This window comes from Flavobacterium sp. TAB 87 (assembly GCF_001529295.1).
Lineage (GTDB): Bacteria > Bacteroidota > Bacteroidia > Flavobacteriales > Flavobacteriaceae > Flavobacterium.
Window position 1 is genome coordinate 269927 of sequence record NZ_LLWK01000038.1, and the last position, 24451, is coordinate 294377.

Sequence of the window (24451 nt, forward strand, 5' to 3'; positions counted from 1 at the left end):
ATATGGCTACTAAAAAAAACAATATTTCAAAAAATAATACCGACTTCAAAACGTACACTAAGCGTTTTTGGAAAATTTATATTTACGGTCTTTTAGGAACGATTACTTTTTTCCTATTTGCTTCTTGGGGAATTTTTGGTTCAATGCCTTCTTTTGAAGATCTTGAAAATCCAGATTCCAATTTAGCGACCGAGATTATTTCTTCGGATGGCGTTGTTATTGGAAAATATTTCCAAACCAATAGATCGCAGTTAAAATATTCTGACTTGCCTAAAAATCTTGTTGATGCTTTAGTTGCTACCGAAGACGAGCGTTTCTATGAGCACTCCGGTATTGATGCGAGAGGAACTTTACGTGCTGCGTTTTCCCTAGGAACTAATGGAGGAGCGAGTACTTTAACCCAACAATTAGCAAAACAATTGTTTCACGGAGAAGGGTCTAAGTTTTTACCGTTTCGTATAGTGCAGAAAATAAAAGAGTGGATTATTGCTACTCGATTAGAAAGACAGTATACCAAAAATGAAATTTTGGCGATGTATTGCAACGTATACGACTTCGGAAATTACGCTGTCGGTGTAAGTTCTGCGGCACAAACTTATTTCTCGAAAGAACCAAAAGACTTAACGGTAGACGAGTCGGCGATATTAGTTGGAATGTTTAAAAACTCAGGTTTGTATAACCCAGTTCGAAATCCAGTTGGTGTAAAAAACCGTCGTAATGTGGTACTTAGACAAATGGAAAAAGCAAAGATGATTTCTATGGAAACGAAAGACCGTTTACAAGAATTACCAATTACTTTGCAGTTTAAATTAGAAAGCCACCGTGAAGGCTCTGCCACTTATTTTCGAGAGTACTTACGTGACTACATGAAAAAATGGGTGACCGAGAATAAAAAAGCTGACGGAAGTGACTACAACATCTACAAAGACGGCCTTAAAATATATACAACAATTGATTCTAGAATGCAGAAATATGCTGAGGAAGCAGTATCTGCGCACATGGCAAACTTGCAACAAGAATTTTTTATTCAGTCTAAGACGAATAAAAATGCACCTTTTGTAAACATTTCTCAAAAAGAAACCGATCGTATTATGATGCAAGCGATGAAAGCATCGAATCGTTGGTTTGTAATGAAAGGTGCCGAAAAGTCGGATGACGAGATCATTAAATCGTTTGACGTAAAAACCAAAATGAAAATTTTTACGTGGAAAGGTGAGCGTGATACTATTATGACGCCAACTGATTCTATCCGCTACTACAAACACTTCTTGCAATCTGGATTAATGGCAATGGAACCACAAACCGGAAGCATTAAGGCTTGGGTTGGTGGTATTAATTATAAATATTTTCAATACGACCACGTGGGTCAAGGAACGAGACAAGTAGGTTCTACTTTTAAACCGTTTGTTTATGCTACCGCGATCGAACAACTTAATATGTCTCCTTGCGACTCTATCATTGATGCTCCCTTTACTATTCCGGTTGGGCGCCACCACGTAACGGCAAGCTGGACTCCAAAAAACTCCAACAACCGCTACATTGGTATGGTTACTTTAAAGAAAGCATTGGCAAGTTCAATAAATACGATTTCAGCGAAATTAATAGACAGAACTGGTCCAGAAGCCGTAGTTGATTTGGCACATAAATTAGGAATTAAAACACATATCCCGAATCAACCTTCTATTGCTTTAGGAGCCGTTGATATTACGGTTCAAGAAATGGTTGCAGCTTATAGTACTTTTGCAAATCAAGGAGTTTATGTAAAACCACAATTTTTGAGTCGAATCGAGAATAAAAGTGGTGAAATAATTTACGAACCAATTCCAGAATCACATGATGTACTAAATAAAGACATTGCTTTTGCAGTAGTTAAATTATTAGAAGGAGTTACCGAAGGTGGATCTGGTTCGCGTTTGCGCACCACAGGTGGTGGACACGGGTACAATCGTGTAACAGGATATCCGTACGCATTTACCAATCCGATTGCTGGTAAAACAGGAACCACACAAAACCAGTCTGATGGTTGGTTTATGGGAATGGTTCCAAATTTAGTAACCGGTGTTTGGGTAGGTTGCGAAGACCGTTCGGCTCGTTTTAAAAGTATAACCTACGGACAAGGAGCAACAGCCGCCTTACCTGTTTGGGGTTATTTTATGAAACTATGTTATAACGATCCTGATTTAAAAATATCTAAAGCTGAGTTCGAAAAGCCAGCAAATCTTTCGATAAAAGTTGACTGTTACGTTCCGAAGAAAGTAAAAGATTCTATTAATCCAGAACAAAATACAGACGAATTCGAATTGTAATGCAGTTCAAAATTCTTATTTAATTATTAATTTACTTTTATAAAAGCCATAACTTCCATCTAGAGGTTATGGCTTTTATATTAGAAGTCATTGACACCGAAGACAGAATTATTTTACATTATCATTTTCGTAAAGAACTTCTGATTCAAACTTATTATATTACGAATACTGAAATTTATTTTTGCTTTCAAAATAAATACGTAATTTTAGAAAGGAAAAAATCAATTCACTATGATTAACAAAAAAGTAGATTCTGTTCAAGACGCCATTGCAGGTATTACCGATAATATGACGATAATGTTTGGAGGTTTTGGTCTTTGTGGCATTCCCGAAAACACCATTGCAGCATTAGTTGCAAGAAACACCACTAATTTAACGTGCATCTCAAATAATGCGGGAGTGGATGACTTTGGTCTGGGATTGTTATTGCAGAAAAAACAGATCAAAAAGATGATCTCGTCTTATGTTGGTGAAAATGCCGAATTTGAACGACAAATGCTTTCGGGAGAACTAGACGTTGAATTGACACCACAAGGAACATTGGCCGAGAAATGTCGCGCAGCACAAGCTGGAATTCCTGCGTTTTTTACACCTGCGGGTTATGGAACTGAAGTGGCCGAAGGAAAAGAAGTTCGGGAATTTAATGGTAAAATGCACATTATGGAAGAGGCTTTTAAAGCTGATTTTGCTATTGTAAAAGCATGGAAAGGGGATGAAGCGGGTAATTTAATTTTTAAAGGGACAGCTCGAAATTTTAATGCTTGTATGGCTGGTGCTGCGAAAATAACAGTTGCGGAGGTAGAAGAATTAGTTCCTGCAGGAACTCTAGATCCCAATCAAATTCACATTCCAGGTATCATGGTGCAACGCATTTTTCAAGGAGAAAAATTTGAAAAACGAATTGAACAACGAACGGTTCGTAAGAGAGAATAAAAACGAGATAATCAGACAATTTATTCATTACTTAGTTTGATACTATATCCAATGATTAGATTTTCTAATTTATATAACGAGAAGATATGTTAGACAAAACAGGAATAGCAAAACGAATTGCCAAAGAAGTAAAAGACGGTTATTTTGTAAACTTAGGGATCGGAATTCCGACGTTAGTCGCGAATTATGTTAGCGACGAAATTGCTGTAGAATTTCAAAGTGAAAATGGCGTTTTAGGCATGGGTCCTTTTCCTTTTGAAGGTGAAGAAGATGCCGACATTATTAATGCGGGAAAGCAAACGATTACTACTATGCCTGGAGCAAGTTTTTTTGACTCTGCTTTCAGTTTCGGAATGATTCGAAGTCAAAAAGTAGATTTAACTATTCTGGGCGCAATGGAAGTTGCCGAAAACGGAGATATAGCCAATTGGAAAATTCCTGGTAAAATGGTTAAGGGAATGGGCGGTGCGATGGATTTAGTAGCTTCTGCAGAGAACATTATCGTAGCAATGATGCACGTAAATAAAGCGGGTGAATCTAAAATTCTTAAAAAATGTACGTTGCCGTTAACTGGAGTTGGCTGTGTTAAAAAAGTAGTGACAGAATTAGCTGTTTTAGAAGTTACTCCCAAGGGATTTAAATTAATTGAAAGAGCACCGGGCGTTTCGGTAGAGCACATTATCGCTTCGACTGAAGCCGACTTAATTATCGACGGAGAAATTCCGGAGATGAGTATTACTTAGTTTTTACGAATCGGTTATAAACAAAGGACATAACATAGTATTACAGTATGTTAAGTCCTTTGTTTTAACAATCCTAAATAGATATTTTAACTTATAACCTGTTTCAAGTATCTCGAATTACTTCAAAACTACTTTTTGAGACATGATTTTATTATTCTGTAAAACTACTTTTACAACCAAAACCTGAGTTGGAATTTGACTTCCATTCCAACTAAATTCAGTGGATGAAATTTCGTTTTTTCGAAATAATTCTCTTCCTAACAAATCATAAATCACAACTTCATCTATAATAGTATCTACAGCAAATAATTGAACTGTTTTACTTCTCGTACTAATTTTTATGTCCTTCTCAACAATTGTCTGTTCCTCAATACCTAGCGTCTGATCTGCATAAATCAATACAAAACGATCGTCAAAAACTCCCTTTTCAGTCGAAAAACTATATCCACTTTTTCGCAAATCATGAGTGACATTTAATTTTTTATCTTTTAAGTAAATAGCGTGAATGGCTAAATCTCCGTCAGAACTATGAATGTCTATACTAAATTTTCCTTCGATAGAAGAGATATATCCGACATGAACCTCATCTGCAATTTCAAATGGTAAGCTTCTACCTTGAATGGTGAAGTTTCTGTTTCCTGAAATTGTGTAAAAATCTGCATGCGCATTTCCGTTTAAACTAACTCCATCAAATCTAGTGTCAAAATTGTTCGTTGCACCTTCTACATAACCAACTAGCAATTGCTTAAATATTCCATCTTCGTTCATTAAATTCAACCATACTCGATGTCTCTCGCTAATAGTATTTTCCTTCTTGTTTTTACTAGGTTTGAAAAACTGATTGTTTTGACCAACTAGTCTCATACTATTGTCAAATTTTATCGTGCCTATTGCATTTGCAAAGGTAAAAAACGATTGGCCAGAAGCTATTTTTCCTGAAGGAGGAACTCCTTTCGGACCTGTAATTACAGCTCCAGTACGATTATAACTCGCATAATCAGCTGAAGTATACACATAAAACGAACTGCTTTGGGTGATTGGCGTGTCGTGCGTCCACAAATAAATGGTGCCATTGAGAAATTCATTTTTGTCCAGAAACGTATCGGCATTAATTGCAGATGCGTACGGGTTTCCTACTAAAAAGAATTCGTCTGGTAGTGTAGTTTCTCCTATAATATTTCCGTTATTCGGAATGCCTTTAAATTTAACTCCTTGCTCATAAAGTTCCGAATTTTCGAAAGCTTTTTCACCGTTTGCATATGCTCCTGGTTTAGGCACTCGTATTATATATCCTTTTCCAGCTTGCATAGTCCCATCATCAAAAACCCAGTCTTTTTGCCATCGATAATATTTATCTGGAAAAGTATTTGGAGATAATTTTTTGGCTGTCTGATTCAAAACAGGAGAAGACCAATACGTATAATCAAAATTCTTCATTGGGGTTGATGTTTTTTCTATGACCGCATGACCCGTATTTATAACCTCATCATCATCTTGGTAGAGACTTGCTTTGTCTTTAATAACTAATGTTCCCAAACCCGAATAACCGAACGATAATCCCAACGTAGTGCCAGAAGCAATCGTAACTGTCTTTCCGAGAGCAATAGTGCAGCTGCACGCATATACTGATGTCGTAAATTCGTAATCTTTCTCAAAAGTAAGTTCCATTCCGTCTGCTGCTTGTTCGTTAGACCAAATTTCAGAATACGTTGAACTGTTGGTGCACAAACGTAAACGCGCCACACGATGTTTTGCTTTTCCCGCAACTGAATTAAAGTTTCCTCCAATGATTGCCTTATTATCAGAAGTAATTGCCACGCTATATAAAGTACCATTTAAGCTACTCTCGAACGAGAGATCAATACCTCCATTTTTATGAAGGCGTACTAAACGAGAAACCGGAGTGCCATTATAAGTTCCTGTAAACGTTCCACCAACTAAAACCCTTCCATCTTTTTGTAGCAAGATGGTTCGAATATCTCCTTTGCTAAATCCCGTTCCGATGGCAAAAGTTGCGTCTAAAGAACCATCTGAATTCAGTCGAATCATTCTTTTTTGGGAAACACTCTTATAGCTAATAAAAGAACCTCCAGCGAGAATTTTACCATCGGGTTGAAGGGCCATTGCATAAATATTATTACCAAAACCAGCTTCGATAGTAAAGGTGTTGTCTGTAGAGCCATCGGCATTCAAACGAATCATTCGTGAAGAAGTAAGTCCGTTAAAAACAGTAAATCGTCCACCAACAATGATTTTGCCATCTGGTTGCACTTCAATTTGCTCCACATAAGCGTCAGCACCTTGACTATTAAAAGTCATATCAACCGTACCATCACTATTAAGGCGAATAATTCTATTAGCGGGCAAAGCATTATATGATGTAAAATTTCCACCAACTAAAAACTTTCCATCATCTTGACGCCTAATGATATACACTTGATTGTTAAATCCTGTACCGCTCACAAAACTGCCGTCTATTTTTCCATTTTCATTTAAGCGAATGATTCGTCCAGCGGAATTTCCATTATAATTTTTAAACGCTCCACCTGCAATTATTTTGCCATCTGGTTGGACTAAAATAGATCGCACAGTATCATCCGAACCAACTTCTCCGAAATTGAAACTCGAATCTACATTGCCTTCTTCTGTAAGGCGAATTAATTTGCCAATGGTACTGCCATTAAATTTTCTAAAACTTCCACCAACTACTATTTTTTTATCGCTTACTGGTACTACTTTTAAAACTGCCAAATCAAAACCGACTCCTGGCGTTAAATAGCCACCATCTAATGCTCCATCATAATCTATCTTAGTAACTCGACCTTGGTTCAGTGCGTCATAAGTAGTGAAGTTTCCAGCTAAATACCATGAATTAGTATGGTCTGATGCGATTGAAAAAACAGAAGAATTAGGGCCATCTCCATTATCGAAATTTGATTTCACTTGTCCGTTATCGTCTAAAAAAATAATTCTGTTTACGACACTGCCATTGTAATTGCCCGTAAAACTTCCACCAACCATACAATTACCATTGCCATCCAATTTAATCGCATATACAATCCCTGAAGTAAAACCGCTTCCCGAAGTGAACGAAGAATCTAAAGAACCATCAGTATTAAGTCTAACGATTCTATTTACCGTTATCCCATTGTAAGTTGTAAAGCTTCCTCCAACTAGAATCTTTCCATCACTCGCAATTGCCATTGTTTCAACATTAGTATCAAATCCATCTCCAACATTAAAAGTCGAATCTATACTTCCGTCTTCATTTAAACGCACGATGTGATTTTTGCTTGAACTTGAAAACGAAGTGAAATTACCACCAACCAGAATTTTATTGTCTAATTGAACTGCTACCACATTGACTTGATGGGAAGAGCCAGTTCCGACGAAAAAAGAAGAGTCTAACAATCCATTTGGAAGTAAACGAGCAATTTTATTTGCGGTGACACCTTTAATACTGGCAAAAGTACCGGCAATTATTATTCTATTATTTTGATCTACTGCTATGCTATGAATACTACTTGTAGTAGTAATTGGTCCTACGTTCGCTGTAAATGCTGCATCTAAATTACCTACTGCATCTGTTTTTATAATTTTGGATACGGCTGCGCCATTATACATTTTGAAATTCCCTGCGATTATCACTTGTGAATCGGTTTGAACTGCGGCACAAAGTACGTTACCATCAAAACCAGTTCCTGTAACAAATGTTGCATCTATTTGACCTTCTACATCCAAGCGACAAAATTTTGAAACAGCAGTTCCATTGAAATTATTAAAGCTACCTCCAACAATTAATTTATTATCCGATTGTAAACTGATAGAATGAACGACGCCATCGAATCCATCTCCTAATAAGCCATTGTCTATAGTATTAAAAGTGGGATCTAATTTGCCTTGTTGCGCTTGAGAATGAGAAGCGGAGAAAAATAAAAGCAGAAAAAGTAAAGTTGTTTTCAATAGTAATAAGTTTAATGGTACGTAGTAATTTTAATGAAAAAGCTAAACAGAAGCTTTTTAAAGTATACACAAAAATATAAAAATAATAAAAATCTTACAATACCTTGAATTAGTGATATTTCTTCTTTAATTTTAAATCTTGACATTTTACATAATCGCTCAAACAATGTTTACTTTTAACTTTTCTATTTATCTTAAAAATGTCTGAAACTTATACCATACTACAAGCACTAAAAAAATTAGAGCATTATTGCGCTTACCAAGATCGTTGTCATGATGAAGTAGTGTCTAAACTAAAAAGTCTTAAAATGACTGCTGACGAAATTGATCAAGTGATTGTTAAACTTATTAGTGATAATTTTTTAAACGAAACCCGTTTTGCGTGTAGTTTTGCGAGAGGAAAACATAGAATAAAACAATGGGGAAAAGTGCGCATCGTCAATGAGCTCAAATTCCGGCATATTTCGGCATATAATATTACAACAGCTTTGAAAGAAATTTCTTCAGAAGAATATTACGAAACGTTTGAAAATTTATCATTGAAAACATGGGAAGGTATTTCAGAAAAAAATAAACTTAAGAAGAGTAAAAAATTCTGCGATGCTTTGTTGCGTAAAGGTTTTGAAAGTACGCTCGTTTATGAGAAGATGAAAATGCTTTCTTCTACTAAAGACGAAGTGTAAAAAGGAAAGAATTAATTAAAAGTCGTAAAAAAAAACCACTTGCGCATACAAGTGGTTTTTTTAATTCAATAAGTTACTGATATTAAAATATAATTTTAGTCGTTTGCGTTATACCATTTTCTAATTGCAATTTAACCAACAATACCTGATCACTACTTCTTAAATTAGCAATTTCAAAAACTGAAGAATTGATTTTACTTTTACTATAAATTGTTTTACCCGAAACATCGTAAATCAATACTTTTTCAATTGTATGAGTTGTAGCATCAATAGTTATGACTTTATTTTTCACAGATACTTTTATCGTTTTGTTTTGCTGTTGAAAATCATCTACTCCTAATGTTTTATTGGTGTACTTTAATACAAAACGATCGTCGAATGTTCCGTCTGCGCTTGAGAAACTATAGTCGCCTTTGCGTAAATTGTGCGTTTTATTTTCAACCTTATCAAATAAAAATACCGACTGATTGTCTAAGCTACCATCTGTGTGGTCTATGCTAATAGTAAACATACTATTAGGAACAGCAGGTTTTTTTGCCAAATTTGCGCGAAATCCTAACGGAATTTCTTCATCCGTAAAAGGAACAGCGCGGCCTTGAATAGCCAGTTTAGCACCATTATTTATACTATAAAAATCCGCATAGGCATTACCATTATAGGTTACCCCATCATAAACCATATCGTAAGCATTGGTAGCTCCGCTAAGGTATCCTATTAAAAGTTGTTTGAACAACCCATCTTCATTGGTTAGATTTAGCCATATTCTATTTTTCTCAACAGCTGGCTTTCTAGTCATTTTGAAGAACTGTGAATTTTGGCCCAGTGGGCGCATATAATTTTTAAAAGAAACAGACGGCAAACTTGCATCGGCAGCAATAAAAAATGACTGACCTGCCGCAATGTACCCAGAAGGTGCTTTAGATCCTGTTACAGCCGCCGTTCCAGAATTGGTACCAACGCCGCCGGTGATATTATAACTTGCATAATCGCCACTGTTGTAATTATAAGTGGCCGTGCCAGGTTGCAAGGTGCTAGGTGGCGAATTGTGCTCCCAAAAGTACAATGTTCCATATAAATTGGGATTTCCATAAATAAACTCATCGGCATAAACTGCAGATGGATAAGGGTTTCCAATTAAGTTCCATGTCCCGTTGAGCTGAAATTCGATAGTTCCATTGTTTGGGATGCCTTCAAAAACAGCATTGTAAACAGTTGCTGTCGTAAGATCGAAACTTTGTGGCGCACGCACGGCATAACCAGATGCGGGATTCATAGTTTCTACACCATTCACACTTACAGACCAGCCATTGCTGTATTTTAAATATTTGTCATACAAAGTATTAGGCGAAAGTTGGTTTAATGTCATTCCAGCAACTGGAGATGACCAGTAGGTGAAATCGTACCTGCGCATTGGCGTCGTATTGCGTTTGTAGGTAATTTTTCCTGTGTTTTGCACATCTTCTATTTGCACCAAGCTCGCATTATTTTCAAATACCAAGCCATTATCGGTAGTCACATTAACTCCCTTTGTAATAGTTAAGGTCAAGTCTGAAGGCACAATTACAACTACACCCGCATTGATAGTAAGCGCACAAGCCGTAAAGTTTGTTGCAAAAGGCGAATTGGGTGTAACACTCGCAATGATCGCATTTTTGGTGGCAGTTGGACTTCCGTTACTCCACGCATTTCCGTTCCAGGTTGTTGAAGAATTATCTCCTACAATTACTGATGCTGTTGCTGCAGAAGTACAACCGTTTGTAGTTACTGTAAAAGTATATGATCCTGCTGATAAATTAGGCACGGTGTAAGCAGTACCAGATCCTAGAATTGTGGTGTTAATTGGTCCACTTTGATTAATAGTCCATGATCCTGTGGGTAAATTGCTTAAAATTACGGTTCCGAAAGCAGCAGAACAAGTTACATTGGTAATCGCTCCAACTGTCGGGGTTGCTACACTATTTATAATTACTGTAACCTGTAATCTTGCAGTTCCTTCACAACCGCTAACTGTTTGTGACGCATAATAACTTCCATCACTTAAAACTGTATTCGATGCTAAAGCAACTCCGCCTGATGGCGCGCTGTACCATTTTAAACCACTACCAGTAGCTACTAAATCTGAAATTTTCGGCGATAAAAGTGCATTTGCACAGAAAGTCTGTGTTGTTGAACTGGTTGTTGGTGCGAGTGGGTTTGTGATTGTAACTTTCCACGAACCCGAGGAAAGGACAAATGCAGTATTACATATATTGTCCTTCGCAAAACGAGTATAGGTCGTTGTCGTGGTAAGGCCACTTGGCGGATCATAACTTTTTAAGGTGGCTCCAAGAATGTCTACACCATTTGCTTGCCATTTATAACTAATGGTTCCATCTCCACCGCTAGCATCTGTGGCACTTCCAATGATGGATGGATCTCCGTTATAGCAAATAACTTGTCCTGTACTATTTATTACACCTGCACTAAAAACAGGATTAACTTTAACCATTATTACGGCCGAAGTATTAGTGAAATTGCATGAGGTAACTACTCTTCGGTACCAACTTGTTTGCGATACTGTACCTGATGTATAATTTGCAGTTGTATTAGATCCAGGCGCATCTGCAAATCCAGTAATTGCGCTAGTTGTGCTTCTTTGCCATTTAAAAGTAAAACTACCTCCTCCTCCCGTAGGTGTACTACCATTAATTGTGACAGCGGCCCCACTGCAAATAGCTACTGCATAAGAGGATGTTATATAAACTCTTTTTAGAGTTCCTGAGCAGGGATCACCAAATACTGCATTACTAGCTGGAATGGTGGCAGAATTATTGCCTAAAATATAACTTTCCGAAACAGCTTGACTAGTTGAGGAATGACAAGCAGGATTAATGGCAAAATTTGGTGCTGTACCTGTAGGCGTTCCGTAACTTGCAAAATCCACTGATGCAAAATAAGCCGTTGCAGGAGCAGAAATAGTAGCCGGTGTGCTGTTTTCAGTAGCGGTAGCGCTCACAGAACCTGAAATTCCATTTGTAAATGTTAGTTTGTTATTGCTTATTTGTGTACTATAAAATGATACCGAACCACTAATACTAACATTGGCACACGGACCAGTTGCAGTTACTGTATAAGTTCCCGCTGATGTAGGTGTACCGCTAATAGTTACGGTTTTTGTGGTAGTACTTACCGTAGAAGTTAATCCAGCTGGTAAAGTGCTTACGTTTGCATTTGTAGCACTACCTGAATAGGTATACATTGTAGACGTAAAAGGAGTTCCTGAACAAATTGTTTGAGTTTGAGAACCGCTAGTTAAAACTATTGTTCCCAAAGGGTTTATGACCACCGACCCCGTACGACTTACATTGGCACAAGGACCAGTGGCAGTAACTGTATAGGTGCCCCCTGCTGCCGGTATACCGCTAACAGTTACGGTTTTTAATGTAGTATTTACAGCAGCATTTAATCCAGTTGGTAAATTGGTTACATTTGCATTTGTGGCACTACCTGAATACGTATAAACTGTAGTTGCATAGCCACTTCCTGCACAAACTGTTTGATCCTGCGTGCCACTCGTATAAACAATAGCACCAAGAGGATTCACAGTAATTGTTCCGCTCACAGAAAACCCAGCGCAAACGCCCGTAGTTGTAAGTGTATAAGTTCCAGACGACGTAGGAGTACCAGAAATCGTTACGCCGCTGGGGCCAATAGAGGAAGTAACTCCAGCGGGCAAATTAGTAACAGTAACTCCAGTTACATTGCCTGAGTAAAAGTACGTAGTAACTGGAATTGTGGATCCCGCACAAACAGTGGGATTTTGCACCCCTGTAACTGTGTATGTTGTAGGGCAATCTTCTGGTTGCAGTTCTCCAGTGGAAAGCAATTTAGCGCTTGTGGAACTACCTCCGATTTGAAACTTTACTTGAGAAAGTTGCGTTGTCGTTAATGCGGAACCTGTATTTGCTACAAAAATTTTGCTTGAACTAGTCCAGCCGTTGATGGTTAAAATTTTACCAGTTGTCCAAGTTAATGCACTGCTGTTCGCAAAATTAGTTGTTGAAGTTCCAAGCAAATCGATGGTCGAATTATCGTTTAAAGTAATGGTTCCCAACGTTTCACTAAAACCTCCTGCTGCGTAGCTCCCACCATTAAAGATCACTTTTGCACCATCAGATATAATATTTGCAGCACTTGGAGCTAGCTTTGCTGTACCGCTCATTGTTAAATTATTTGATACCGTTGTTGTTGCAGCCAAGGTTTTATTTTCTGATCCAGATACTGTAAGATTTGTATAATCTGTAGGACGAATCGCTTGCCCTGCACCGTCGTAATTTACTGTCGCACCTGTGCCATTAAGCTCAATTTTTTTTGTACCCAAAGCACTGATGCTAAATGGATTAGCATTACTCAACAACAAGGTGCCAGTTTGAGCGCCCGTTGCCGGTGCCGTGGTAAAAGTAGACTCGTTATATATAGAGCCATCTGTTATTGTGATTTTTCCATCTACGTTTAATAAACCACTTGACAAATTAAAAGATGCATTACTTACATTCTTTTCACCAGATCCTGCAAAGCTCGAGATATTTAGATTGCCTGAAATATTAAAATTTGAGATTCGAGATGTGAATAAATTTAGACGCGTAACATATCCTCCAGTTGGAGGATTATTTGTGCCAATTTGCACAGAAGCGCAATTGAGTGTTCCACTACCAGATATATCGGCTGATCGACTGTCGCCTGAATCTGATTGTAAAGTAATAATTCCGCTGACATTTAATACCGAATTTACTATAAGATTAGTTACTGCACTTCCATTGGAAATAATATTTATAGAAGCGCATGCGGCATTTGTTCCAACAGTAATTGTACGATTAGCCTGAATAATAACAATATCGCCAGCAATTGGAAAACTTGTACCAGGGCCACTTTCACTGTTAATTGTAGACCACGTATTAACATCGTTCCATGCACCGTTAACCCTCGCATAATGAGTGGTCTGTGCAATTCCGCTTAGTTGAAAAACTATAAATAATGCAAAAGCGAGTAACAATTTTGAGCGCAAAGGACCGCTATTTTCAGTTCGCAAACCAAAATGCTGAAAATTTAAACTATTTGTTGAAAAAGGTAGTTTTTTATCCATCTTTATAAGTATTAGAAATCTTTAAAAGCCAGTATAAATATGCGCGATTAAAAACGGATTATCTATTGCAATATCAATTTATTGGTTGAATTATAATGTAAAATAACAAGAATTTATGTGTAAATAATTTAAAACAGAGAATATTAATAGTAAACATACTGAAAATCACATGTTATTTTATAAAAATACATATTTTAAAAATAGATAAAGTATTAAGTCCACGTTTAACAACTAACATTTTTTGTTGGAATGAAGAGAACGCGAATTTATATTTTCAAAAATTTATTCTTGTTTGCAACAGAAGCAATAATCATAAAGGTTTTGATAAATTTCGGATAGTCAATTGCGATTCGGTGGTGTGCTTTTTTGCTGCAGTTTTTTTCTCAATTGAAGTTTTATTTTTAAAACTAAATTAATTTTCTAAAAATTACAATTGTAACTTCTTTCTGGCATAAATTTATTCATCACAACTTAGAGTTGTTGTAGCTGAGGAGGCGCAGACTTTATTGTTTATCGATTACTGCTATTTTTAATTGGAGTTGTTTTTCGGAACTAATAGCACAAATGGATTCGCGCTGATTGGTGGAATTCGTGATAATCTGAAACAGAGATTTCACAGATTATCACAGATTAAATCCTTTTAAATCTTTTAATCTGTAGCAGAAAAAAATTACAAAGTGCAGAATTCTATTAAAAAGCAAGCCACAAATTGCACTAATTATCACAAACGATTCCGTGTTAATTAGTGCAATTTGTGGCTGAGACCTTTTTATTTTTAGGCAAAGATTAAATACTGTTAAATCTTTGATCTGTGTGAAATACTATAAACCTATAAAATAATTTTAGTATTCGATGTCGCGCCATTTTCGAGGATGGTTTGAACGATCAGGACCTGATTGCTGATCTTTAAATTTTCAATTTCAAGTACGGTATTGTTTATGTTTTCTTTGGTGTAAATTGATTTTCCTGTAATGTCAAAAATCGTAACTTTATTAATGCTTTCTAATTTTGCATCAATAGTTATCTTTTTATTATTGACATACACTTCTAAAACTTTATTTTCAGTGTTGAAATCATCAACTCCTAAAGTGGTACCATATTTTAAAATGAAGCGGTCGTCAAATACGCCATCGGCACTGCTGAAAGTGTAGTTGCCTTTGCGCAAATTGTGTGTTTTGCTGGTTTGGTTGTCGTACAAAAATACCGGTTGCTCATTCAGGTTGCCATCGGTGTGATCAATACCTATTGAAAAGGAACTTTCTACCGCAGGTTTTTTGGTCAGTTTAACACTAAAACCTAAAGGAATTTCCTCAGCTGTAAAAGGAACCGCACGACCTTGTATTGCCAAACGAGAACCATCATTAATGCTATAAAAATCGGCAAAAGAATTTCCATTGTAGGTTACCCCATCATAAATGGCATCATAGCCATTGGTGGCGCCGCTTACATAACCAATTAAAATTTGTTTGAACAGTCCATCTTCATTGGTCAAGTTTAACCAAATTCGATTTTTCTCCATCGACGTTGTCTTAGCCATTTTATAAAACTGCTTGTTCCTGCCTGCAACGCGCATTTCATTGGTAAATAAAACGGTCCCTACCGTTTGCTGTGCTGCGACAAAAAATGATTGCCCCGCCGCAATATATCCTAATGGTTCAGAACTGCCTGTTGCAGCAGCTGTTCCTCTATTTTTACCAATACCGCCAGTGATGTTATAACTTGCATAATCGCCACTCGTATAATTGTAGGTTGCGTTTCCTACAATCGCCACGTCTGGTGAAGAATTGTGTGTCCAAAAATATAGGGTCCCATATAAATTGGTATTATTATATATAAATTCATCCGCATAAACTGCCGACGGATAAGGATTTCCAATTAGGTTCCAAGTTCCTTTTATAGCATATGGGATATCTCCATTATTTGGCACACCCTCAAAACTTGCTGTAAATGGTGCTGCTTCGTTAAGATTGTAACTTTGTGGTGCTCGAACTGCATAACCAGCAGCTGCTTGCATTACTGCTGTTCCCTTATAATTGATAGACCAAGCATTGTTGTATGCTAAATATTTATCGGACAAAGTATTTGGCGAAAGATCGCTTAATTTGAAATTAGAAACTGGAGAGGACCAATACGTAAAATCAAATCTACGAACTGGCGTTGTGGTGCGTTTGTAAGTAACTTTCCCGCTATTGATTGCATTATTAATTTGCACCAAACTGGCATTATTTTCAAAGATTACTGTCCCGTTGTTGGTTAGTTTATCTTGTAAAGTTAGCGTAGCATCGCCGTTAACTGTAACCGTATAACCTGATTGTACCGTGCAATTGCAACCTGTAAGATTGGTCGCAGCGGTAATTTTCAAGTCTGCTTCGACGTTCAAGTTTTGTGTGATATTTGGCGTTCCGTCAGACCACTTTGTGCCATTCCATTTATTTGTTACCGTTTCAGGTACCACAAATTCTGCCGATGCAGGTGATTTACAACCTGTCTCATTGGTCACTCTGAAACTATATTTTCCCGCTGGCAAATTGCTTATTTGCTTAGTATCTCCTGTTCCATTAACAATTACATTACCTGGTAAGCGCTCCACACTCCAAGTTCCTGAAGCAGGCAAATTACTCAATTGAACAGATCCTGGAATGCTGCAAGTAACAGCAGTAATTGCTCCTATGGTAGGCGGAGTTAGTAAATTTATTACTGTGGCAACATCATTATTAATTGTCTGACCCGAAATATCCTCGACCAAATTGTCAGACGGATCTATTGCGGTGACTTTTGCACTATTAGAAACATATCCCAGAGCCACATCGGCTGCAGTGATCGTATAGTTTGCCGTAAAGGTAACTTTTGCTCCCACATTTAAGGTACTGATAGTGCCCACTGCAGTCGTTCCCAACTTTGGGTCAACCACAGTAATGTTTCGCAATGGTACATCTCCAGTATTGGTGACTTCGAAATCGTATGTGATTTTATCTCCTAATTTTCCACAGCTCACTAAACTTGCTTTTTTAACCAAATCTAGTTGTGCTAATTTTAAAGAATTTGCATTGAAAGCAATAAAAGCACAATCTGAACTCCCTGAAAAAGTAACTACAAAACGATCTACAGTAGGCGCGAGCGCAGCAGTAATTCCAAAAGCGCTTAGGTCGTAGGCTAAAATTCGTATGTCCCGTACTTCATTTGAAATAAATCCATTAGCTGGCTTGCCATCTGTCGAATCAAAAATATCTAAACTGTAAGAACCTACCACCTTTACACCTTGAAAAGCGATGGTAACTGGGTCTCCAACAGTTTTGCCTAGAGCATCTACAAACTTAAATACATCGGCTCCACCTGGCAGTGCAACCTGCGTTACAATTAAGTCAGGTATGCCATCATTTAGTCCGTTTAGATTTAAATTGTCAGTTCCAATTTTAAAAGAAACACTGCTAGTTCCAATATTTGCAATACCAGTCCCCAAGGCGAGTCCATTAATTCCGTCAGTAAGTCGTGCAACCATTTCTGCTGATGTGGCAACAGCACCGGTCAAAGCCGGAGTTAAAATGCTTGCTGATTTGGTTTCATCAATCATTGCGCCTTGCAGAAAAAATGTTGAATTCCCCCGTTTAATATCCTGAATTTTTAATGCTCTAAATTTGTGCGCGTCAAACGCCACCTTTTCTGTGATCAATCGGCTGTCATTTACGCCAGTTGAATAGGTTTTACCATTCCATTGAAATGCAGTTAAATTATTTTCAGAATCGGGACGATTGTCTGAGCCTGTTGCAGCATTCGCAGTCCAATAGCCTCCCCAGTCCGTATAAATTCTGTCAACAGCGCTCTGTGCTTGAACGGCATTGGTTATAAAAAATAATAACAATAAGATAAATAGGGGTAAAGATGACTTGGTAAAATTTTGCATGATTGAGCGCCATTAAATGACTTTTTATTAAAAAAAAAATTTATTATTGTTGTACTATTGAATGGTGACTTAAAACAATACTTTGCGAATTGCTGCTGTTCCATTTTTTAAATAAACAGGCACCACCAACATTTGTTTGCTGCTGTTTACTAGGTTATTTCGACAATTGAAGCGTTACTTATACCGCGACCGTTACATGAAACACTAGTGCATTTAAAGGTCAAGCTTACTGGAAAACGCGACAAAGTAAACTTGTTATCCCAACTGCCTAAAATTATTAGAGAAGAATTATTCAATTTATGATTTATGTCTATAGCTTTAATAAAGCTATAATTAACAACTTGAGCCGTTGTAGTTGGCATAAAAGAGTAATAACAAAATAATATAAAGAGTAGTTTTTTTATCATATACTTATCGTTTTTGAGGCATATGACGGTATTTTTAATTCTTGCCATTGCACAAAACATGTTTATCAACTAAAATTTCTTTTATAAATGCCTGCTAGCTACACCAAAATTAACTTTTACAAACAGTCTTAATTTTTAACGAATAGTTACCTACTAGCCAAAAACAATTACGTCATTACAATTAAATTTTGAGTCAAAGATTAAAAATTTAAAGTATGAAATACTCCAAGCATTAATTAAGGTGCAAAAATACCGCTTTTAAAAGATCGTAAGTCAAAAGCCATTCTATAATCGTTCAACGGCAATAGTTATCGATGAACGACAAAAAAAACGTATCATAATTATTTTTTATAAGTATTTACCTAATTACAATCGTATTATTTGTAGCTAATTTAACACGATTTTTTTTCGTAAGAAGAAGGCAAAATAAAAAAGTAGAAAAATGTATTAGCGCTACCAATGTCCTAAACAAGGAGATCTATATCTTTAATTTAAGTACTTAATAAACCGACAAATAAAATATTCGTGAAATTTATAAACCAAGCAAAACACTAACCGCATTTCCACCAAATCCAACAGAATTTATAAGTACTTTCTGAATCTCCTTAGTTTGTTTTTGCTCGAAGAAAGGAACTCCGATAAACTGATTGTTTTGCAGCATTAGTAAAGCTAGTTCTATGCTTAACATTCCCGAAGTTCCGAATGTATGTCCTATTTTCCATTTGTTCGAAGTTAATAATGGCAAATGCTTTCCAAATACTTTTTGGATGGCTTTGTATTCCGTTAAGTCCCCTTTTATAGTGCCTGGCGCGTGCATCACAATGACATCCACTTCCTCAAGCGGTATTTCTTTTAATGCCATTTTCATCGATTTTTGAAAGCAAGTTGCTTCGGCGGAAATCGAGATATTATGTTCCAAAATTTCAGTGGCATAACCTACACCTATTAGATAAGCCAAAGCGTTGTTTTTTTCGCCAATTTCCAAACAGCAAACCGCTGCCCCCTCACCCAGTACCATGGTATTTTGCTTTTTATTTAAATCTAAAGCTAAGTTGGGCCAAGAATCTTGATCTACTTTTGCACGCGAATATATTTTGAGTGCTCGCATTTGTGCAATCGTAAAATCCGTCAAAGGTGCTTCGCTTCCACCAACCAAAAACTGGTCAGCCATTCCGGCACGCAACCAAGCCACCCCATTTAATAAGGAATGTAATGCGGTTGAACACGTAATAGAATGTGAAACTTCAGGTCCCTCAGTTTGTAAATCATGCGCAATCCATGAAGAAATATTTCCTAAAGTAGTAGTTGGCGAAGTTAAAGTTTGTGCTTTTCCAGATTCTAAATATTCCTGAAAGTGTTTTTCGAATAAGTCGGTGGCTCCTCTGGAAGAACCAATGTTAATTCCGAAATTAGAACGTTTAACCCAACCCGCTTTTTGCACCGCTTGTCTCGACGCATACAAAGCAAATAAAACCGAATTATCCAGGCTTTTATAATTGGAATCTGAAGAACGAATTGCATCTATTAAATCTTTTGAATTCTCACTCAAAGCACCAACAACTGTTTCTTGCTTGTCTAAAAACTGAGAACTAAAACAATGATTTTTGTTTTTGTAGTTTTCCCACACTTGTTCGGAAGTATTTCCTAAAGGAGAAATAGAAGCAAAAGAGGTAATCGCAATTTTTGGAGTGTTCAAAATATAATTTTTGGCAAAGGTAAGCAGCTTGAATTTTATTTCACATTATACCTCAAAAAAAAATCTCATAGTGAGAATGTTTGGTAAGGCTGAAATTCTCAAAAATGAATTTGTTAGAAAAATTAAAATTTGCCACAGATTAAATCCTTTTAGTTAATTTAAACTGTGGCAAAAAAATATAAGTTAACAGTAAATTAATGCAGCGTAAAAATGTACCGAATCTCTGCTTCTACTTTTTGTTTATCGTTTCGAAATTAAAAACGAAATACTTTTAAACCATTTCTACTGCTTCTTCAACAATAGCATATACTTTTTCTAATTGCTCGTCACTAATAATGTATGGCGGCAAAATGTACACAATATTTCCAACGGGACGCAAAATTACACCTTTCTCAATAAAAAAATTGTAGAGTTTATTCCGCATTGAACCGTAATAGCTTTCATCCGAATTTGATTTAATTTCCAGAGCAAAAATAACCCCTAAAACACGAGTAGTTGTAACCTTTGGATGGTTTTTAATGTGGTTTTGAAACGCCAAATGTCTTTCATTTACTCTTTTTATATTGGCTTGCATATCGGGTTTTTGCAACAATTGCACACTGGCCAAAACTGCTGCACAACCTGTTGGATTAGCAGTAAATGTATGTCCGTGAAATAAAGCTTTATTGATGTCATCATCGTAAAAAGCATCAAATATTTCTTGGGTAAAAGTAGTTATGGCCATCGGAATCGTTCCGCCAGTTAATGCCTTCGACAAACACATCATGTCTGGTTGCTCTTTTACATAATCCATGGCAAATGTTTTGCCTGTTTTTCCAAATCCTGTCATCACTTCATCCGCGATTGTCAAAACCTTATTTTCTTTGCAAATTTCGATTAAGGTAGCTAATGCCTCAGGCTCATACATCACCATTCCTGCGGCTCCTTGAACCAAAGGCTCGAAAATGAATCCCGCACATTTATGATTGTCTATCACGTTTTTTAAAGCAGTAAAACTTGCTTTTTCTTTACCTTTTACGGGAACTGGAATCCGAACCACATCGATAAACATTCCTTGAAATGCCTGCGTATAGAATGATATTCCGCTTGCTGCCATTGCTGCAAAAGTGTCGCCATGAAAAGCATCTTCAAAAGCTATAATAGTTGTCCTTTTTTCTCCTTTATTAAAGAAAAACTGCAAAGCCACTTTAATCGCGACTTCTACCGCAGTAGAACCATTATCCGAAAAAAATATTTTTTGCTGATTGCTAGGCAGAATTTCAATCAACTTTTCAGCGACTTGAATAGCGGGCTGATGGGTAAAACCTCCAAATAAAACATGCTCTAAAGTGGTGAGTTGCTTATAGATGGCGTCAGCAATAAAACGGTTGCTGTGGCCAAAAGGATTCACCCACCAAGAAGCAATTGCGTCAATGTATTCCTTATTGTTCTCGTCCCAAAGCAAAGCACCTTCGCCACGAGCAATGGTTATTGGCAACTGAGCAGTTTTGTGTTGTGTATACGGATGCCAAAGGTATTGGCTATCTTTTTCTGTTGAAGTCATTTTGCAAAGATAAAAGATTTAGGAGGACAGTGGAAAGAGAATAGAGTAAAGAAGATAGACACAAGAAGCAAAGAAATATAAAAAACCATGAGGAAAATAAGTATTAAGAAACAAACGGTAGTAGTATGAATCCTTACTAATTACTTTTTACTACTTACTCCTCACTCTACAAACCTAGCAAATTTTCTCTAAATAAATCCGCATATTCTTTAATGACATTTTTATCAAAATAAGGTTCTTCCTCAATTCTTCCAATGCATTTTATTTGGGTTGAATTTAAGATAATAGCTTCAGTTGCTTGATTTTCATCTCCACTGAAGACAATTCCTGCCACTTGAAAACCTCTATTTTGAAGTGCTTCAATAGTCAATAACGTATGATTGATACTTCCTAAATAGTGGCGTGAAACCACAATCACTTTATAGTTGGGTTGAATTAAATCGATAATAAAATCTTGATCATTTAAAGGAACAAACAATCCACCGGCACCTTCAATAACTAAATGGTTTTGAGTTTCGGGTTCTTTAATCTGCGCTAAATCAATTGTTACATTGTCAATTTCAGCAGCTAAATGCGGACTTGCTGCCGTGTTTAAAGCGTAACTATTGGCATGAAATTGCGATTTAGAATTGGATATCCTTGCTTGTACTTTATGCGTGTCCGAATGCGCTAAATCTCCGGCTTGGATTGGTTTCCAATAATCCGCTTCAAGCGATTCAACAACGATAGACGATACGATTGTTTTTCCCACATCGGTCGAAATTCCTGTTATAAAGATTTTCATTATTTTAATTTTTTACAAAAGTAAAAAACCGATCCTTACGATCGGCTTTAATTATTATTCTTCTTTTAATTCGTCTAAAAGTTTCCGAATCTCTTTGGCATATTTTCCATAAAAATAATGTACCCACCATTCTAAAAGCAGACCTACTGCCAAAATCGAAATTATTATCATTGCAAACAGAGATATTAAAAGCGAATCACTTACTGTTGCTATTTGAAAATTTACTTTCTGCGACAACTGATAGTACATCATGCCAATTAGGTACAAAGTTAAAAATGGCGTAAGTGCGAAACCAAATGTTTTGTAAAGTTCCATATTGAGTCTGATGTCAAAATAGGTTTCGTATAAGCTGTCTTTTGTTTTCAATGTTATTTTTGACAACCTTTTATAAAATCGAAGCAATTTTATTAAGTAATAGGCACAAACGGGCAAAAAAATACTAAATAAGAGGTAAAAAGGAACAATTGTTTGGGAAGGGAAATCATGTGTAAAAGGCACAAATCCTATAAAAAGAACCGAAAGAGTTTGATAAATTAATTCGTTTTTAAGATTCTTTTTAATCTTATCCAGAGGCGTATTTGCTGTCTGTATTTTTTCTAGATTAGTTGGAAGTTTAATCTTTTCATTGGTCTCTTTGTTCCAGGCATCTTGTACATCTTTAAAATCCATAACCTTGATCTTTTATAATTTCTTTTAATTTTTCTTTTGCTCTGTTTAATTTCACCCTCGCATTTCCTTCCGATATTCCTAAATTAGCACCTATTTCTTTATGCGAGTAACCTTCTAATTGATAGAATAGGATTGCTTTATCGATTTTCTCAAGTTTTTGTATAGCCGTGTAGAAGTGCTTCATCTGATCTTCTTTTAATTCCGAATCACTTTCGTCTTCTTTTATGTTTTCTGTAGCAATTGGATACTTATCTACTTTGCGCTTTTCTTTTTTGAGAAAAACAATCGCGGTGTTTAATGCGACTCGATACATCCAAGTAGAGAATTGGCTTTCATTTCTAAAAGTATCGTATGACTTCCAAAGCTGACAAATGATTTCTTGAAACAAATCTTGCTGATCATCAGCATTGTCCATATACATCTTCGAAATTTTATATAAAATTCCTTTATGCACTTCCATTCGACTCAAAAACTCTTGCTCTTTTTCTCTCAAAACAATACTACTTCAATACTGGTTTAACAACATATCCTGCTTCCTTCAACAAGTTAATTAAACCAGATTTACCGGCCAAATGCGCTGCTCCAACAGCTACAAAAACACGTTGTTGTTGCATTAAAGTTGGCAATTTTGCAACCCAATTTTTATTTCTTTTATCTAACATAAATTCTTGGGTTTTCGTATTCATGAGTTTTGGATCTGTAGTTGATTCAAACAATGCAGCAATATCTTCTTCTTTATAGAGGGTCACAAATTTTTTCATATCTACATTATTTGACTCTTCCAACATCCCAATCATTTCGCTATTAGTATAAGCATTTTTCAAAGTTTCTAACTGAGAATCCATTGTTTCTAGTCCATTAACCGAAATTTTATGTTCTTTTGCTTTTTCTATAAAATCCATTTCGTAAAATTTTAAATCTGCGCAACCAAAAGCCTTTGCCACGATTAAACTCATAACAGTAACTAGACTATAGTTATCTACTTGCGCAATAGTCATTCCAGTTGTTTTATTTAAAACAGCGCTAAGACGAGACAACTCTTCGCTTGTTAACTGTCTGCTAAGTCCTTCTTTTCCCATTACTGCTTTTTGCATTGCGTCGATTTCTTTGGGATCGGTAAGATTAATTTCTAAAACCAATTGACCCGAAGACTCTAACGCCTTCTTTGTTTGATCCGTGATGAAAAAATCGGCAGCACAAATCATATGAATGGTTCCATATATAAATGATGACTTTTTTAATCCGTTCCCTGAGACTTCCCATAATAGTGACTTCTCTAATGGTATTTCCTTATTTTGTGCTTGTGTTTGAAAGTTTAAAAATAGTACAAGGACTGAAATCACTAATTTAATTGCGTTTTTCATTTTTTGATTGATTAAAGTTATTGATTGATTTATTGAAACCTCTAGTTAGTTTTGGTATCTATTTCTTTGTATTCCAGCATCCAAAAAAAGCACCCAAAAATTAAGAGTAGTGAAGTGTTTGGCTTATTTAATACAAATTGGTTGACTAAAGAATAAACTAGTTCTGCGGAGCTTAGAAAAATAAATATAATTGCCCACGTTTTTACTTTTAATGATTTTGAATATGTTTTCAAACTGCTTGTTTTTTGATTACGTGTCGTAAGTACGCAAATAATCAAAACGTTACAAAAAATGAAAGGAAATTTAAAAAACTTAAAAAAATAGACGCGTTTATAGT

13 protein-coding genes are annotated in these 24451 nt (G+C 36.2%); 4 read left to right on the forward strand and 9 right to left on the reverse strand.

Features of this window, described 5'->3' with window-relative positions:
• The first annotated feature begins 2 nt into the window (after positions 1-2).
• The 3 genes from AP058_RS13335 to AP058_RS13345 all read left to right on the forward strand — a co-directional run bounded on the left by AP058_RS13335 (position 3) and on the right by AP058_RS13345 (position 3982).
• Positions 3-2306, forward strand: a complete 2304-nt coding sequence (locus tag AP058_RS13335) for a penicillin-binding protein 1A (RefSeq protein WP_066311828.1) — start codon at positions 3-5, stop codon at positions 2304-2306.
• Between the two features lie 231 nt (positions 2307-2537).
• Positions 2538-3239, forward strand: a complete 702-nt coding sequence (locus tag AP058_RS13340; protein ID WP_066311837.1) for a CoA transferase subunit A — start codon at positions 2538-2540, stop codon at positions 3237-3239.
• Positions 3240-3325: 86 nt separating this feature from the next.
• A complete protein-coding gene (locus AP058_RS13345) occupies positions 3326-3982 on the forward strand; it encodes a 3-oxoacid CoA-transferase subunit B (protein WP_066311840.1) in 657 nt (218 codons plus the stop codon).
• 117 nt (positions 3983-4099) lie between these two features.
• Here AP058_RS13345 and AP058_RS13350 read toward each other — a convergent pair whose 3' ends face one another.
• The gene (locus tag AP058_RS13350; protein WP_082706664.1) at positions 4100-7945 is read right to left on the reverse strand and encodes a T9SS sorting signal type C domain-containing protein; all 3846 of its coding nucleotides are present in this window, start codon (positions 7943-7945) and stop codon (positions 4100-4102) included.
• Between the two features lie 200 nt (positions 7946-8145).
• Here AP058_RS13350 and AP058_RS13355 point away from each other — a divergent pair, with 200 nt between their 5' ends.
• Positions 8146-8628, forward strand: a complete 483-nt coding sequence (locus AP058_RS13355) for a regulatory protein RecX (protein ID WP_066311843.1) — start codon at positions 8146-8148, stop codon at positions 8626-8628.
• A gap of 82 nt (positions 8629-8710) precedes the next feature.
• On the opposite strand, the gene AP058_RS13360 is transcribed toward AP058_RS13355, so the two are convergent.
• The 8 genes from AP058_RS13360 to AP058_RS13400 form a co-directional block, all read right to left on the reverse strand.
• Positions 8711-13750, reverse strand: coding sequence for a T9SS sorting signal type C domain-containing protein (locus AP058_RS13360; RefSeq protein WP_066311846.1), 5040 nt, complete (start codon positions 13748-13750; stop codon positions 8711-8713).
• 829 nt (positions 13751-14579) lie between these two features.
• Entirely contained in the window at positions 14580-17651 is a 3072-nt protein-coding gene (locus AP058_RS13365) for a T9SS sorting signal type C domain-containing protein (RefSeq protein ID WP_066311849.1), read from the reverse strand.
• A gap of 939 nt (positions 17652-18590) precedes the next feature.
• Positions 18591-19754, reverse strand: a complete 1164-nt coding sequence (locus tag AP058_RS13375; RefSeq protein ID WP_066311855.1) for a beta-ketoacyl synthase N-terminal-like domain-containing protein — start codon at positions 19752-19754, stop codon at positions 18591-18593.
• Positions 19755-20025: 271 nt separating this feature from the next.
• Positions 20026-21297: an adenosylmethionine--8-amino-7-oxononanoate transaminase gene (gene bioA, locus AP058_RS13380; protein WP_066311858.1), complete on the reverse strand. Its 1272-nt coding sequence runs from the start codon at positions 21295-21297 to the stop codon at positions 20026-20028.
• Positions 21298-21463: 166 nt separating this feature from the next.
• On the reverse strand, positions 21464-22081 hold the full coding sequence (gene bioD / locus AP058_RS13385) for a dethiobiotin synthase (protein WP_066311860.1): 618 nt from the start codon (positions 22079-22081) through the stop codon (positions 21464-21466).
• A 54-nt stretch (positions 22082-22135) separates the two neighbouring features.
• Positions 22136-22750, reverse strand: a complete 615-nt coding sequence (locus tag AP058_RS13390; protein WP_066311863.1) for a hypothetical protein — start codon at positions 22748-22750, stop codon at positions 22136-22138.
• Entirely contained in the window at positions 22740-23243 is a 504-nt protein-coding gene (locus tag AP058_RS13395; RefSeq protein ID WP_066311866.1) for an RNA polymerase sigma factor, read from the reverse strand. The genes AP058_RS13390 and AP058_RS13395 overlap by 11 nt, the downstream gene beginning before the upstream one ends.
• Positions 23244-23250: 7 nt before the next feature.
• Complete coding sequence (locus AP058_RS13400; RefSeq protein WP_066311869.1) at positions 23251-24114, reverse strand: TraB/GumN family protein; 864 nt, start codon at positions 24112-24114, stop codon at positions 23251-23253.
• Positions 24115-24451 lie beyond the last annotated feature (337 nt).

Coding starts and splice junctions, on each gene's coding strand:
- bioA (WP_066311858.1), bottom strand. CDS start 21,297: ATGACTTCAACAGAAAAAGATAGCCAATACCTTTGGCATCCGTATACA.
- AP058_RS13390 (WP_066311863.1), bottom strand. CDS start 22,750: ATGGATTTTAAAGATGTACAAGATGCCTGGAACAAAGAGACCAATGAA.
- AP058_RS13345 (WP_066311840.1), top strand. CDS start 3,326: ATGTTAGACAAAACAGGAATAGCAAAACGAATTGCCAAAGAAGTAAAA.
- AP058_RS13400 (WP_066311869.1), bottom strand. CDS start 24,114: ATGAAAAACGCAATTAAATTAGTGATTTCAGTCCTTGTACTATTTTTA.
- AP058_RS13335 (WP_066311828.1), top strand. CDS start 3: ATGGCTACTAAAAAAAACAATATTTCAAAAAATAATACCGACTTCAAA.
- AP058_RS13340 (WP_066311837.1), top strand. CDS start 2,538: ATGATTAACAAAAAAGTAGATTCTGTTCAAGACGCCATTGCAGGTATT.
- AP058_RS13360 (WP_066311846.1), bottom strand. CDS start 13,750: ATGGATAAAAAACTACCTTTTTCAACAAATAGTTTAAATTTTCAGCAT.
- AP058_RS13355 (WP_066311843.1), top strand. CDS start 8,146: ATGTCTGAAACTTATACCATACTACAAGCACTAAAAAAATTAGAGCAT.
- AP058_RS13365 (WP_066311849.1), bottom strand. CDS start 17,651: ATGCAAAATTTTACCAAGTCATCTTTACCCCTATTTATCTTATTGTTA.
- bioD (WP_066311860.1), bottom strand. CDS start 22,081: ATGAAAATCTTTATAACAGGAATTTCGACCGATGTGGGAAAAACAATC.